This is a genomic window from Tessaracoccus sp. (genome assembly GCF_016714275.1).
Lineage (GTDB): Bacteria > Actinomycetota > Actinomycetes > Propionibacteriales > Propionibacteriaceae > Arachnia.
In genome coordinates this window covers 1,646,764-1,660,213 of record NZ_JADJNP010000001.1, presented here as the reverse complement: position 1 = coordinate 1,660,213, position 13,450 = coordinate 1,646,764, and the positions used below count along the sequence as shown (strand labels likewise).

At 69.0% G+C, this 13,450-nt stretch carries 12 protein-coding genes, 1 tRNA gene and 1 pseudogene; 7 read left to right on the top strand and 7 right to left on the bottom strand.

What is annotated here, in order from left to right; translation table 11 throughout:
* Positions 1-40: 40 nt before the first annotated feature.
* Positions 41-463: a glyoxalase/bleomycin resistance/extradiol dioxygenase family protein gene (locus tag IPJ61_RS07660; protein ID WP_297104987.1), complete on the top strand. Its 423-nt coding sequence runs from the start codon at positions 41-43 to the stop codon at positions 461-463.
* A 57-nt stretch (positions 464-520) separates the two neighbouring features.
* Here IPJ61_RS07660 and orn read toward each other — a convergent pair whose 3' ends face one another.
* Entirely contained in the window at positions 521-1,135 is a 615-nt protein-coding gene (gene orn, locus IPJ61_RS07655; RefSeq protein ID WP_297104984.1) for an oligoribonuclease, read from the bottom strand.
* Positions 1,136-1,337: 202 nt separating this feature from the next.
* Here orn and IPJ61_RS07650 point away from each other — a divergent pair.
* A tRNA-Arg gene (locus IPJ61_RS07650) sits at positions 1,338-1,411 on the top strand.
* Positions 1,412-1,414: 3 nt separating this feature from the next.
* Here IPJ61_RS07650 and IPJ61_RS07645 read toward each other — a convergent pair.
* The gene (locus IPJ61_RS07645; protein WP_297104982.1) at positions 1,415-2,005 is read right to left on the bottom strand and encodes a 2'-5' RNA ligase family protein; all 591 of its coding nucleotides are present in this window, start codon (positions 2,003-2,005) and stop codon (positions 1,415-1,417) included.
* A gap of 57 nt (positions 2,006-2,062) precedes the next feature.
* Between IPJ61_RS07645 and IPJ61_RS07640 the strand changes: the two genes are divergently transcribed.
* The 4 genes from IPJ61_RS07640 to ettA all read left to right on the top strand — a co-directional run bounded on the left by IPJ61_RS07640 (position 2,063) and on the right by ettA (position 8,514).
* Entirely contained in the window at positions 2,063-3,442 is a 1,380-nt protein-coding gene (locus tag IPJ61_RS07640) for a PrsW family intramembrane metalloprotease (RefSeq protein WP_297104980.1), read from the top strand.
* Positions 3,439-5,163 (top strand): P-loop NTPase family protein, encoded by a 1,725-nt coding sequence (locus tag IPJ61_RS07635; protein ID WP_297104977.1) that lies wholly within the window; start codon positions 3,439-3,441, stop codon positions 5,161-5,163. The genes IPJ61_RS07640 and IPJ61_RS07635 overlap by 4 nt, the downstream gene beginning before the upstream one ends.
* Positions 5,163-6,764 (top strand): GTPase, encoded by a 1,602-nt coding sequence (locus IPJ61_RS07630; protein ID WP_297104974.1) that lies wholly within the window; start codon positions 5,163-5,165, stop codon positions 6,762-6,764. The genes IPJ61_RS07635 and IPJ61_RS07630 overlap by 1 nt, the downstream gene beginning before the upstream one ends.
* A gap of 70 nt (positions 6,765-6,834) precedes the next feature.
* Positions 6,835-8,514, top strand: a complete 1,680-nt coding sequence (gene ettA / locus IPJ61_RS07625) for an energy-dependent translational throttle protein EttA (protein WP_297104971.1) — start codon at positions 6,835-6,837, stop codon at positions 8,512-8,514.
* A gap of 62 nt (positions 8,515-8,576) precedes the next feature.
* On the opposite strand, the gene IPJ61_RS07620 is transcribed toward ettA, so the two are convergent.
* Genes IPJ61_RS07620 through IPJ61_RS07610 form a run of 3 tightly spaced genes read right to left on the bottom strand, consistent with a single transcriptional unit; the run spans position 8,577 to position 10,828 of the window.
* Complete coding sequence (locus tag IPJ61_RS07620) at positions 8,577-9,503, bottom strand: hypothetical protein (protein WP_297104968.1); 927 nt, start codon at positions 9,501-9,503, stop codon at positions 8,577-8,579.
* A 59-nt stretch (positions 9,504-9,562) separates the two neighbouring features.
* Entirely contained in the window at positions 9,563-10,492 is a 930-nt protein-coding gene (locus IPJ61_RS07615; protein WP_297103143.1) for an integrase core domain-containing protein, read from the bottom strand.
* An 18-nt stretch (positions 10,493-10,510) separates the two neighbouring features.
* Positions 10,511-10,828 carry a helix-turn-helix domain-containing protein gene (locus tag IPJ61_RS07610; RefSeq protein ID WP_297104965.1) on the bottom strand — a complete coding sequence of 106 codons (318 nt, stop codon included), beginning with the start codon at positions 10,826-10,828 and terminating at the stop codon, positions 10,511-10,513.
* 83 nt (positions 10,829-10,911) lie between these two features.
* Here IPJ61_RS07610 and IPJ61_RS07605 point away from each other — a divergent pair.
* Positions 10,912-11,181 (top strand): annotated as a pseudogene (locus tag IPJ61_RS07605) (hypothetical protein); the annotation flags it as partial.
* Between the two features lie 175 nt (positions 11,182-11,356).
* Here IPJ61_RS07605 and IPJ61_RS07600 read toward each other — a convergent pair.
* Together IPJ61_RS07600 and IPJ61_RS07595 are read right to left on the bottom strand one after the other, a co-directional pair.
* Complete coding sequence (locus tag IPJ61_RS07600) at positions 11,357-11,896, bottom strand: AAA family ATPase (protein WP_297104963.1); 540 nt, start codon at positions 11,894-11,896, stop codon at positions 11,357-11,359.
* A complete protein-coding gene (locus IPJ61_RS07595) occupies positions 11,893-13,068 on the bottom strand; it encodes a hypothetical protein (RefSeq protein WP_297104960.1) in 1,176 nt (391 codons plus the stop codon). Before IPJ61_RS07595 ends, IPJ61_RS07600 begins: the two co-directional genes overlap by 4 nt.
* Positions 13,069-13,450: the final 382 nt, after the last annotated feature.

Genomic DNA, 13,450 nt, shown 5'->3' with positions numbered 1-13,450 from the left:
CCCCTGGTCAGAAGGATCGGGCGTGGGTAGTTTGTGGGTCATGACACAGAACCTCGCCCCGTACATCGCACTCCCGGGAACGACCGCCGAGGCCATGGAGCACTGGCACGAGGTCTTCGGCGGCGAGCTGGAGATTCTCCGCTACGGAGACATGGAGCTTGAAGGGATGCCGTTCACGCCACCGCCGCACGCCGTCGCGCACGCGACGCTCACCCTGCCCGCCGGCGTCATCGCGGGCGGCGACGCCATGGACTTCGATAACGACTACCCCGTCCGCGGCACCGCATACTCCCTGCTGTTCACGACCGACACCCCGGATCAGGCGCGGGAGTTCATCGGCAAGCTGATCGATGGCGGCGGCGAGGCGGGCATGCCCTTTGAGAAGGCCCCCTGGGGCGACTGGTACGGCACGGCCTTCGACCGCTTCGGCGTGATGTGGTCGTTCTCCTGCTCCGCCGCGTAGAAGCGCCACCTATCCGCGGGACCTCTCCCGGGTACCCGCGGGACCGCTGAACTCCTGCTACTCCCCGGAGCCGGTGAGGGCGCCGCGGTGACGGGCGGCGATCTCGCGGAGGTCCGCGCTCGTCGGCCCGGGTTGCGGGACGAACAGCGCCTCGCGGTAGTAGCGCAGTTCCTCGATCGACTCCTGGATGTCGGCTAGCGCACGGTGGTTCCCGCTCTTCGCGGGCGCCTGGTACAGCACGCGCGGGTACCAACGCCGGGCCAGTTCCTTGATCGACGACACGTCGACGTTGCGGTAGTGCACCCACTGCTCGAGTTCAGGCATGTCGCGGGCGAGGAACATGCGGTCGGTGCCGATGGTGTTGCCCGCGAGGGGCGCGCGCCGCGCCGCGGGTACGTGCTCGCGGATGTAGTCCATCGCGAGCCGGGTGGCCTCCTCGATCGTCGTCCCCGAGGCCAGGTCGTCGAGCAGCCCCGACTTGGTGTGCATCTCGCGGACGAAGTCGCCCATGTTGGCGAGTTGTTCGTCCGTCGGCTTGATCAGGACGTCGACACCGTCGCCGAGGACGTTCAGGTCGCCGTCGGTGACGAGCACCGCCACCTCGATCAGCGCATCGTTGACCGGGTCCAGGCCGGTCATCTCGCAGTCGATCCACACCAACTTCTCGCTCATGGGGCCTAACCCTAGGACCTTTGCCCCCGCCAGTCTCGCCGGGTGGGCGTCGTTGGGCGCGGGATACTTGGGGAGGCGACCGGAATCGCCACCAACTGCCCGGTTCTGGAGGGATCCCTCCCAGAACGCCGAGTTAGCGCTCGATTCGTGCGCCTCGGCGAGTAGAGGCGTCCCTCGCGCGACCCGATATGCTTCGCTCGATGCCCCAGTAGCTCAGCTGGATAGAGCAGCGGCCTTCTAATTCGCTGGTCGGAGGTTCGAGTCCTCCCTGGGGTGCCGCTACAGCTCGATGTTCGCCAGTTCGATCCAGTCGAACGTGCCAACCTCCGGGCGGACCGTGACCGACACCAGGTGGACGCGGTCGATGCGCATCGGCCCGACCTGCGGAGCACCCTCCAGCCGCGCAAGGACCGGGCCGTCGTCGATGTCCTGGATCGCGTATGCCAGCGACGTGTGCGGCGTCCGTGGGGGAGCGGGCAACTCGCCGCCCAGGGAGTCCGAGGCCGCGCGCCGGACCCCGGACACCAGCGCCTCCCACTGCGGCACTGACGGCCCCGAGCAGCCGACGGTGTCCGTCGACACCCACGGCGCGCTGAAGTCGATGTCGAACGCGCCGATGCCCTCGACCTCGCGCCCGAGCGCCGCGGCCAGCCGCGTCAGTTCCGCCGCAGGCAGATCGTCGAACTGAGCCAGCCGACTCACCGTCATGTGCAGCCACGACTCCGGCATCCTCGGCAGCCCGACGACGCCATCGATCAGCAGCGACGCCTCGACCAGCCGCTCTCTCACCCGGTCGTCGGGCAGCGCGTACACGTGCAACGATCCCTCGTTCCGGAGCCAGGGCGTCATGTGGTCGAAAAAGCTGCGCATGTTCGGAGCCTATCGGCGGGACCGCCCGCGTGGTCGCGGCCGGTACTCTTGCCCATCATGAGTACTGCGGACGCCGCCACCCGGGACCGGTGGCTCAACGGCTTGGCGACGGTGGACACGCGCCCCTGGTACCGCCGTCTCCTCCGCAGCCCGCTGTTCTGGATGACGGTCGTCCTCCTCCCGGCCTACGCCTACTTCCTCTATGCGCAGTACTGGATGCTGGCCCCCGCCCAGGAGTTCGAGGACGGGTCCATGACGCTCGGCATCTCGAACGAGGCGTTCCGCAAGGCGGGGTTCGCCGCGATGTGGACCGCGCTTGCCTACAGCGCCCTCTTCATCTGGCTAGACCGCTTTCGGGCCTCGTCCCCGGTCGTCTGGTTCCTGACGTTCGGATGGGGGGCCTGCGCCGCCACCTGGTTCTCGATTCACGTCAACAGCTGGGCCGGGCAGATGATGGCGACGACGGAGGCCAACTCCGACGCCGGCTCGCGCGCCGCGATCTTCGCCGCGCCGTTCGTGGAGGAGCTCGCCAAGGCCACGATCCTCGTGCTGCTCGTGGTGCTCTGGCGCAACAAGATCGTGTCGAGGCTGTCGATGGTCGCGCTCGCGGGGCTGTCCGCCGTCGGCTTCGCGTTCATCGAGAACATCATCTACTACGCCCGCGTCTGGATGCAGGCCACGCACGACATCACCATCGCCGACCCCGACGCCACCATGCACGAGCTGGTCATGCTGCGCGGCGTCTACACCTCGTTCGGCCACCCGCTCTTCGGGATGATGACGGCGTCGGGCCTCGTCATCGGGCTGTCCGCGCGCAGCAAGATCGTTCGCGTGCTCGCGCCTCTCGGTGGCTTCATGCTCGCCTGCGCGGGGCACATGTTGTTCAACGGGTTGTCCTCGACCAACCCGATCGAGGCCCTCATGCGCCCCTACTACATGGCGCTGATCGTCATCGCGATCATCGTGGCGTCGCTGATCATCAGCGTGATCGGCAACGCGCAGCTGATCCGCACGCGACTCACCGACTACCAGCGTGCCGGCTGGCTGACGGAGCGCCAGGTCGAGCTGTACGGGCGTCCGATGCGCCGGGTCAAGCTCGTCTGGTACGCGATGATGCGCGGCCCGCGCGCCTGGTGGCAGACCACGCGGTTGCTGCGCCGCGTCACAGAGCTCGCCTACCTCCGCAACCAGATGACGCGCGGGACAGTCGCGGGGCCGGGCGACGCCCGCGCCCGCGAGCTCATCCACCTCATCGACAAGCCCGGCCCTCGCGCACTCACCGACTACCAGGGGCTCCGCATGTTCCCGCCGCGCCGGCGGAAGAACCTGCCGCCCCCGCCGCCTCCCGGGCAGTCGCCCGGTCAAGTCACGCCCCACTACCCGCCGCCCCAGGCGCCCGGCCCCGCTGGTGTCGGCGGCAACTGGCCGGCGCGGTGACCGGCGCCGAGCGGCTGGCCGCCGCCTTCAACACTCTCCAGGACGCGCTGCCCGCCGCGCAGTACCCCCTGCCGATCGAGGGCGCCGACGGCCTGCGCCAGCTCGTCGGCGGGCTCACCCAGCAGACCCGCGACTACCTCATCCCGCGCGCCGCGAGCCTCGACGCCCCGCTGCTGGCCGTCGTCGGAGGGTCGACGGGGGCGGGCAAGTCGACGTTGGTGAACTCACTGCTCCGCGCCCAGGTCACAAGGCCGGGTGTGCTGCGTCCGACGACCAAGTCGCCGGTCCTTATCTGCCACCCGGCCGACGAGGCCTGGTTCCGCTCCGACCGGGTCCTTCCGGCTTTGGTGCGCACGGAAGCCCAGCTGCACGACTCGCGCGCGCTCCACATCATGGCCTTCGACGGCCTCCCGCCCGGCCTCGCGCTGCTCGACGCGCCCGACATCGACTCCATCGACGATGACAACCGCAGCCTCGCTCGGCAGCTCCTCCTCGCCGCCGACCTGTGGCTCTTCGTCACCTCCGCCGCCCGCTACGCCGACGCCGTGCCGTGGGAATACCTCTCGGAGGCCGCGCACCGGAACACCGTCATCAGCGTCATCGTCAACCGCTGCCCGCCCAGCGCCCTCGTCGAGGTCTCGGGGCACCTCTCCCAGATGCTCGCCGAACGCGGGCTCGCCGGCGCCCGGCTGTTCGCCGTCGCGGAGCGCGCCCTGCCTTCAGACGGCATGCTCCCGCCGGACGACGTCTCCGGCCTGAAGCAGTGGCTCAGCCAGCTGGCGGCCGAGTCCGAGGCCCGCTCGCAGGTGGCCGTGCAGTCGCTCGCGGGCACCGTCCGCTCGATCGACACGCAGCTGCACGAGCTCATCGACGGCGTGCAGCGGCAGCGCGATGCACTGGCGGAGCTGCGCCGCGAGTCCGTCGCCCCCTACCAACGCGCGGCCGCCACGGTCGCCGACGTCGCAGGCGACGGCTCCCTGCTCCGCGGCGAGATCCTCAGCCGCTGGCAGGATCTCGTCGGCACCGGCGAGTTCATGCGCTCGATCGAGGAGCGCATCGGCCGCCTGCGCGACCGCCTCGGTGGCTGGTTCCGCGGTGAGGCGAAGGAGGAGGCCATGCAGGCGGCCATCTCAGATACGCTCACCGCCGTGCTCCGCGAAGCCGGCGACCGCGCCGCCGAGGAGACCTGCGCCGCCTGGTCGCTCACCCGCTGGGGCCGCGACATCGTCGCGGCGGAACCCGGCCTGCAGCGCGCCTCGTCGCGTTTCCACGCCGCGGCGGCCGACGCGGTGCGCGCGTGGCAGGCCGACGTCATCGAGCTCGTCAACGAGCAGGGCCGCGGCAAGCGCATGAAGGCGCGGTTCCTCGCCATCGGCACGAACCTCGCGGGGCTGGCCCTCATCGTCGTGGTCTTCGCATCGACCGGCGGCCTCACCACGGCAGAGGTCGGCATCGCCGGAGGCACGTCGCTGCTGGCCCAGCGACTGCTGGAGGCCGTGTTCGGCGAGGATGCGGTGCGCCGGCTAGCCGACCTCGCGCGCCGCCGCCTCGCCGACCGCGTCGAGGGGCTCCTTGCCGACGAGGCGTCCCGCTTCACCACCATCCTCGACGCGCTCGCCGTCGACGCCGACGCCACGGACCGCCTCGAGAGTGCGGCCTCCGCCCTCCGCGACGGCGCCCGCGCGGCCTTCGACGACCTCACCGCCCCGGAGCTGGGCTGATGGCAGATCTCGCCCGCCAACTGGAGCAGCTCGCCCGCGCCGTCGACCTGACAGCTGGACGCGTTCCCGACGACCTCACCGCCCGTGCGCTCGGCGTGCTTGACCACGCGGACCGCCGCCTCGCCGCAGGCCCGCAGACAGTTGTCGCGCTCGGCGGCGCCACGGGATCCGGCAAGTCCAGCCTTTTCAACGCGCTGAGCGGGACCCGTCTCGCACAGGAGGGCGCGCGCCGCCCGACGACGTCGAGGACGCTGGCTGTCAGCTTCTCCGCCACGAACTCCGAACTGCTCGACCTGCTGGGCGTCGTGCGGCGCCGTGAGGCCGTGCCCCCGTCGCCCGACCTCGCCGACGTCGTCCTCCTCGACCTCCCGGACCACGACTCGACGGTCTCCGACCACCGCGTCGAGGTCGACCGGATGGTGCGGCTCGTCGACCAGTTCGTCTGGGTCCTCGACCCCCAGAAGTACGCCGACGCCGCCATCTTCGAGCGCTACCTGCGCCCGCTCGCGGGCCACTCGGAGGTCATGACGGTCGTCCTCAACCACGCGGACCTTCTGACGCCCGCGCAGCTCGACGACTGTCTCGCGCATCTCCGCCGCATCCTCGACGACAACGGCCTGGCCGTAGTGACGCTGCGTCCCACCAGCGCGGTTACCGGGATGGGCGTGGGGGAGCTGCGTGCCCAGCTGGGCAGGATCGCCACCGGTAAGCGTGCCGCCGCAGCGCGGCTGGCGGGCGACGTCGCGGCGATCGCGCGCGAGCTGCACGCCGCCGTCGGCCCCCCACGGCCGAAGGGCGCGGGCGAGCCCGGGGTGGCGGTGCTCGTGGCGCAGCTGTCCGCCGCGGCGGGCGTTCCCGTGGTGGTGGATGCCGTGCGGGGCTCGGTGAAGCATCGCGGGCACCTGGCGACGGGGTGGCCGATGGTGTCGTGGGTCGGGCGGCTGCGCCCGGACCCGCTGAAGCGCCTGCGGCTGGGCGGTGCACCGAAGGAGCTGACGACGGGGGAGGCGATCGTCGACCACAGTTCGCTGCCGGCGCGCTCCGCCAGCTCCGGCGCGCAGCTCGCCATGGGGCTCCGCGAGGTGTCCGAACGGATGGGCGAGGGCCTTCCGCCCGCGTGGGCGCGGGGCGTGTTCGACGTCGTGCGCGCCGCCGAGCGCACGCTATCCGCCGACCTCGACCACGCCGTCGTCACCACCGACCTCAAGGTGGGGCGAACGCCCGCCTGGTGGCATATCATCCGCGCCACGCAGTGGGTGCTGATCGCCGCCGTCGCGGTGGGCGCGCTGTGGCTGACCCTCAACGCGATCCTGAACTACTTCGGCCTCCCGCCGTTCGCGACCTACCCCGTCGGTCCCGAGGGCGGGCTGCGCGTCCCGATGGCCACCGTCCTCGTGCTCGGGGGCGTCGTGGCGGGCATCGCGCTGTCGGGGGTTTCGCAGCTGATCATCGGCGCCTCGGCGAACGGCGCGGCGCGGCGGGCACGGAAGGCGCTGGAGGCGTCGGTCGCGGAGGTGGCGAGGGAGCGGGTGCTCGCCCCAGCCGAGGAGGTCGTCGCCGCGCACGCAGCTGCCAGGAGGGCCGTCGACGCCCTCCTCTGACGAATCGGGGTTCGCGGCGACAAGCTGGCATACTGGCACGCGGTCTACGCGAAAGGGAGCTAGCTCAAAAGTGGCCGAATTCATTTACACCATGCACAACGTCCGCAAGACGGTAGGTGACAAGGTCATCCTCGACAACGTCACGCTGTCGTTCTACCCCGGTGCCAAGATCGGCGTCGTCGGGCCGAACGGCGCGGGCAAGTCCACCATGCTGAAGCTGATGGCCGGCCTCGACCGCGCCAACAACGGCGACGCCAACCTCGCAAAGGGCGCCAGCGTCGGGATCCTGCTGCAGGAGCCCCCACTCGACGAGGACAAGACCGTCATGGAGAACGTCGAGCTCGCCGTCCACGAGACAAAGTCGATGTTGAAGCGCTTCGACGAGATCGGCATGGCGATGGCCGAGCCGGACGCCGACTTCGACGCGCTGCTCGAGGAGATGGGCCACCTTCAGACCGAGCTCGAGCACCGCAACGCGTGGGAGGTCGACTCGATGCTGGAGCAGGCGATGGACGCCCTGCAGTGCCCGCCCGGGGATGCCGACGTGAAGGTCCTCTCCGGCGGTGAGCGCCGCCGTGTCGCGCTGTGCAAGCTGCTGCTTGAGGCGCCCGACCTGCTCCTTCTCGACGAGCCCACCAACCACCTCGACGCCGAGTCCGTCGACTGGCTGGAGAAGCACCTCAAGAACTACCCGGGCGCCGTGCTGGCCGTCACGCACGACCGCTACTTCCTCGACAACGTGGCGCAATGGATCTGTGAGATCGACCGCGGCCGCCTCCACCCGTACGAGGGCAACTACTCCACCTACCTGGAGACCAAGCGTCAGCGCCTCCAGATCGAGGGGAAGAAGGACGCCAAGCGTGCCAAGATCCTCGAGAAGGAACTCGAGTGGGTGCGCGCCAACCCGAAGGCGCGCCAGGCCAAGAACAAGGCCCGCCTCGCCCGTTACGAGGAGCTGGCCGCCGAGGCCGAGCGGAACCGCAACGTCGACCTCTCCGAGATCAACATCCCGCCGGGCCCGCGCCTCGGCTCGGTCGTGCTCGACGTCAAGGACCTCAAGAAGGGCTTCGGCGACCGCGTTCTCATCGACAACCTGTCGTTCACGCTGCCGCGCGCCGGCATCGTCGGGATCATCGGCCCCAACGGCGTCGGCAAGACGACCCTGTTCAAGACCATCACCGGCCTGGAGGAGCCCGATTCCGGGTCTGTCAAGGTCGGCGAGACGGTCTCGTTCAGCTATGTCGACCAGAACCGCTCCGGCATCGCGCCCGACAAGAACGTGTGGGAGGTCGTCTCGGACGGGCTCGACTTCATCAAGGTCGCGAACTTCGAGATGCCGTCGCGTGCCTACGTCGCGTCGTTCGGCTTCAAGGGTCCTGACCAGCAGAAGCTCGCGGGCGTCCTTTCTGGCGGTGAGCGGAACCGCCTGAACCTGGCGCTGACGCTCAAGCAGGGCGGCAACGTCCTCCTGCTCGACGAGCCCACCAACGACCTCGACGTCGAGACCCTCCAGTCTCTGGAGGACGCCCTGCTCGAGTTCCCGGGCTGCGCCGTCGTGATCTCCCACGACCGCTGGTTCCTCGACCGCGTCGCCACCCACATCCTCGCGTGGGAGGGCACCGACGAGGACCCGTCGAAGTGGTTCTGGTTCGAGGGCAACTTCGCGGACTACGAGGAGAACAAGCAGGCCCGCCTCGGCCCGGAGGCCTCGCGGCCGAAGTCGTCGGCGCACCGCCGCCTGACCCGCTGACGGCAGCACACACGGGCCCTGAGCGCTGAGCGCTGGGGCCCGTGTGGCTCCGGGGGAGGCGGTTACTTGACCAGGGTTTCGACCGTCTCTTGCATAGCGGCCGGGATCAGGCACTGCTCGGGAATGTGTTCGTCGTCGGGCGCGATGGAGCAGTTGTGGTCCGGGCCGTAGACGTCCTGGGTCACCCACAGCACGCGGTCGCCGGCGCGTACCAGCAGGGTGTCGGAGAACAGGCCGCCGAACTCACCCGGCGGGTCCATTCCGACGCTGGTCAGGAACGCGTGGTCGGTGGGGGCGCCACCGGCCCACTCCGGGTCGAACGGCAGGTCGGCGGTGTTGTCGTAGCCCTTGGGGTTCGGGTACTTGCCGATCTGCTCGATGCGTTCGGGGCAGTTCGCGACGCCGTCGCGCAGCGTGGCGAACGCCTGCTCGGCACGCTCGACCGACGGGTAACCCAGCACGGTGGCCCAGATGGACTCGCTGATCTCCGCTTCGGGTGAGCCGAAGACCCTCACTAGTTCCGTACTCGGCGTGCCGTAGATGCGGCCCGGATCGCAGTAACCCCGGCCGGACTCGCCTTCGCCCTCGAACTCGCCGACGAGGGACACCCACGGGGCCTGCTGGCGGGCGTTGAAGATCTCCGCGGTCGGCAGGTTGGCCCAGGTCGGAGGGATGACTGCGGGCGCGACAGGGGAGCCCGTGGGGTCGGCCGGCTGCGAAGGTGAGGTGAGCGGGTTCAGCGGCGTCTGGGTGGTTGGTGTTGTGGGTCCCGGGGCCGCCCATTGGGGGGTGCGGATGTTGTCGAGGAGGGGGCTGTTCCATACGGTCACACCGCCAACTGTGAGGGCGAGGACGGCGGCGATGGCGCTGGTGGTGTGGCGGGTGGCGCGGCGGCGGTCGCCGCGGCGTCGGATCTCTGCTGGGGACAGCATGGGGGTCTCCTTTGCGGCGGTGGCGAGGTCGTCGAGTTGGGGGATGCGGTCAGGCATGGTGGGCCTCCAAGTCGGTGTTGAGGAGGCGGGCGAGGGTGGTGCGGCCTTGTCCCGCGTCAAGTAGTTGGCAGGATTTCTTCTCTTTCGAAGTTGGGGATGGTGGGGTCGGCCAGGCCCAGGTGCACCTCCATCGGCCGGTTCCAGGCGATGGCCTCGTGCGGGCGGATCTCGTTGTACTCGATGCGGTAGTCCTCGGCGCGTTCGACGAGCGTGAGCGCGTCGGGGATGTCGTCGAGGAACAGCCGCTCGTACTTCAGCGTCCCGAACCCGCGTTCGCGTGACCCGTTCTGCCCGGGCGATTTCACTCGGGTGCGGACGTGCCGCAGCTCGGGGTGGCGCATGATGAACAGCTCGAAGTTCAGCGACCGGAACGGGCCGCCGTTGTCCGTGACGATCGTGACGACGGGCAGTAGCTCTCCCGTCTCGGCATCGACCTCGCACTGGTCGATGAGCGGGTGCCCGAACATGACCTCGTAGTCGGCGAGGGCGAGCTCGATCGCGGCGATCGCGTCATGCTGATTCGCCGTCGGTGACGTGTGAAACGGATGCTCGACCTTGGAGAACCAGTCCCGGCACCCCGCGATCCGCCACGTCCCGCCGGTGGTGGTCTCGAACTCGCTGAAGTCCAGCTGCCACACCTGATTCGGTCCCGTCGGGTTCCTCGCGAACGCGGCCTTGCGGTCCTTCGCCAGCTCCCGACGCTGCTTCTGATATTCGGACGGCAGGATCAGCCCGTCATCGCGCAGCAGCCGCAGCACGGTTGCCTGCGACACTTTATGCCCGTCGTGGCGGGTCATCGCCCAGATCTTCCGATGCCCCCACTCCGGCTTCTTCAACGCATGCGCGGTGACCAGCGGCCGGGCCGCGTCCCGCGCCGGCTGCGGCCACGGACCCTTCACCGGCCGTTCGGTCTTCACCTTGGCCTGCCAGCGCCGCCAGGTCCGCTCGGGCATGTCGATCAGCTTGCAGAACCTCGCGGTCGACATGCCCGACTGCCACACGGATCACCTCGAGGTCCTCGAAGGGCCCAGACGGCCCTCGGCACTCTTCTTCCACACACGGATCTCGACCGCCGCCTCGCCGAGGGCCTGGGTCAGCTCGGCGACCTCGTCCTGAAGCTGCTGCTCCCGCGACGAGGGCTTGGACTTGCCCGCCTCGATGCCGGCCCTCCCGCCCTCGAGGAACTGACGCTTCCAGTTCCCGATCGCCTGCTCGGACACCTTCTCACGACGGGCCGCCTCAGCGATCGAGATCTCACCCTGCAGCACGGACAACACAATGCGGAGCTTCTTCTCCACCGGGATCGTCGGGGGACGACTCATGACTCAGACCTTTCGATAGGGGCGTTGCCTCAGCAACTAACTACCCCTGCCACATAGTCTGACGCGCGACATTCTTCGGCCACCTCAAGACCGAACACCCACACCTGGACACCATCGACGACCCCGCCGTCATGCGCACCGAACTAGACGCCAGAAGAGAGCACTACAACAACGTCAGACTCCACGAGGGCATCGGCTACGTCACCCCCGCCGACGAGCACTACGGCCGCGGCGACGCGATCCGCAAGGCCCGCCGCGACGGCCTAGCCGACGCCCGCGCGACCCGCATTGCCACCCGCCGCGCCATGCGGCACAATCAACCCAAACAGACCAGCCCGGATGAGGACAATTAAAACCCGCTACTGGTTAATTATTTCAGAAACGTGGCGGGTTGCACCACTTCGCCGGGTTTCTGCCGGGCTAATCCGTGCTGCTCCTCCGCCGCCTTCGGCGGTGTTGACGGATAAGTGCTGTCAGATCGGCATTCCGTGGAACTCGGGGCGACGGCCGCTCGTCGGCGTCCTGGAGTCACTCCCGCCCAGACGGGTCCACGCCGTTGCGGTGGTTGGCGCGACCCTTGTCCAGGATTAGTCGGAGTGTTTCGTCAGCACTTTGGTCGGTCGAGGCGATCCACCATGCGTTGGATCCGAAAACAGCTCTCATATCGTCGACGAGTTCGTCATGCCCGTTGAAGTCGAACGGGTCGTCACGTTGCAGATTCCGCTCGCGGCAGGCCTCGGCTCCTGGGTCGAGGGCGATGAGCCATATCGGTAGCGATGCGAGCCCTTCGACGAACTGGGCCAGCTGCTCGCCGTCTGGGATGATCCAGTCGACGACCGGCGTGAAGCCGGCCTCGGCGCAGTTCTTCGCCAGAGCGACGAGGTTCTGGTTGCCCAGGCGAGTCTGACGGTCGGCCTCGTCTTTCGGCTCCCCCAGCGCCCACACGCGGCCCCCGACGACGAGCGAGTGGATCTGGTCCCCGCCCAGCCATGCGGAGCGTTCCAGATGCTCGGCGAGCCGACGCGCCAGCGTGCTCTTGCCACTCGCGGGCGCCCCGGTGATGATCACGCAACACTCGCCGTGGTCGATACCCGCCGAGGGGGCTCGCTGAAGGAGCCGGCCCGGTTGCGTGCCAGCGAATCGCGGAGCGTTCGCACGTGCTCGTCGGGGTCAGCCCCGCTGACATCGACGGCGTAAACCGGCAGGGCGACTGCGGCGTACTCGCCACGCTGCCGCAGAGCATGCGCGAGCACCGCGGCCTGGGAGTGGCTGTTGGCACCCTTCAGGTCATCACCAGCCAGTCGGGCGCTGTTCCCACCGGTGCGAGCGGTGATGCGGTCGGCGAGTACGTCCCGCGGTGCGTCCAGGTGCACCAGTCGTGCCCGGGACCCACGGAGGGTCGCGATCAGGGGCGGCGTCAGATTGCCGTTCACAATGGTTCGGACGGCACCGGCGTCGGCGAAGTTCTGCCTCAAGGACACAACGGCGCGCTGGATCAGTTCGTCGCGTACTACGCCGTCGGCGTGGATGAACCCGAGCTGGTCCGCGTCGAGATAACCGGTTGGCTCGCCGCTGCCGGCGCAATCCATGAACAGGCCCCACGAGATCGTGGACTTTCCCACCGCGCGCGGCCCGTAGATGACCACGAGGTCACTACTGTCGCCCGGTTCGACTCTCAGAGACGCCTGGCCCGTGGCGGTAGGCCGCAGGGCCAGGAGCGTATCGGCCGTTCTTGCAGCGTCGGCGGGAGTCGTGGCAGAGGTGTCGATGCGAGCGGCCAGCGGCGCAGTCCGCCAGGCGTGCGCATCGGCGAGGACCATGTCGACCAGTTCTTCGGGCCAGCCTCGCTCTCGGATGCGACGGCCCAGCGTGTCGTCGTCGGCGTCCACGCAACACCACGTCACGACGGCCTTCCCCGCTACGCCGGCTTCCAGAACCGGGAGTTGATCCGGGTCGATAACGCCACAGACGATCAACGCTTGGGTGCCAAGATCGCGATGTACGTCAACGATGCTGGCGAGGTTGGCGACAGCCAGATCGAAGGGGTCGCTCGGCCCAGGTGCGAGCATCTTGAGCTGGTCGATATCGACGTGGGCGACCTGTTCATCATCGCGGCTGCAGAACAGCTCCCACGCGACCGCTGACTTGCCGGACCCCGGGGCTCCGCAGATCCACAGCACGGGCAGTGCCCCGCCGGCGGCGTCCAGCTGGGCAGATAGGGCGCCGTCCTGGTCAGTCATGCTCGCAGGCTAGTGCCCCGCCAGCGGTCGCGACGACCGGAACCTTGCCGGCGCCCGCATTCGAACCCGACGGGTAAGTGCTGTCAGATTGAGGCTCTGCCGAATTGGACGTTTGCAGAGCATCTCGCCGCACCTTTCCGGCGTCGTTCGGCTGTAGGCCTACGCGACCTTGGCCAGGAGCCGACGAAGGACGGGCATCAGAGTGTCCATCGTCTCCGCCGTGAACCGGAGCACCGTCCACCCAGCGAGGCGAAGAGCGACGTCGCGTCGGAGCGTACGTTCCCGGCAGGAGCGGCGTGAGTTCGCCGCGCTTTACTGCCGCGTCGATACGTCCGATGAGGTGTGGGTGTTGGCGCCGACTGAGGATGTCGTCGACGGCGAG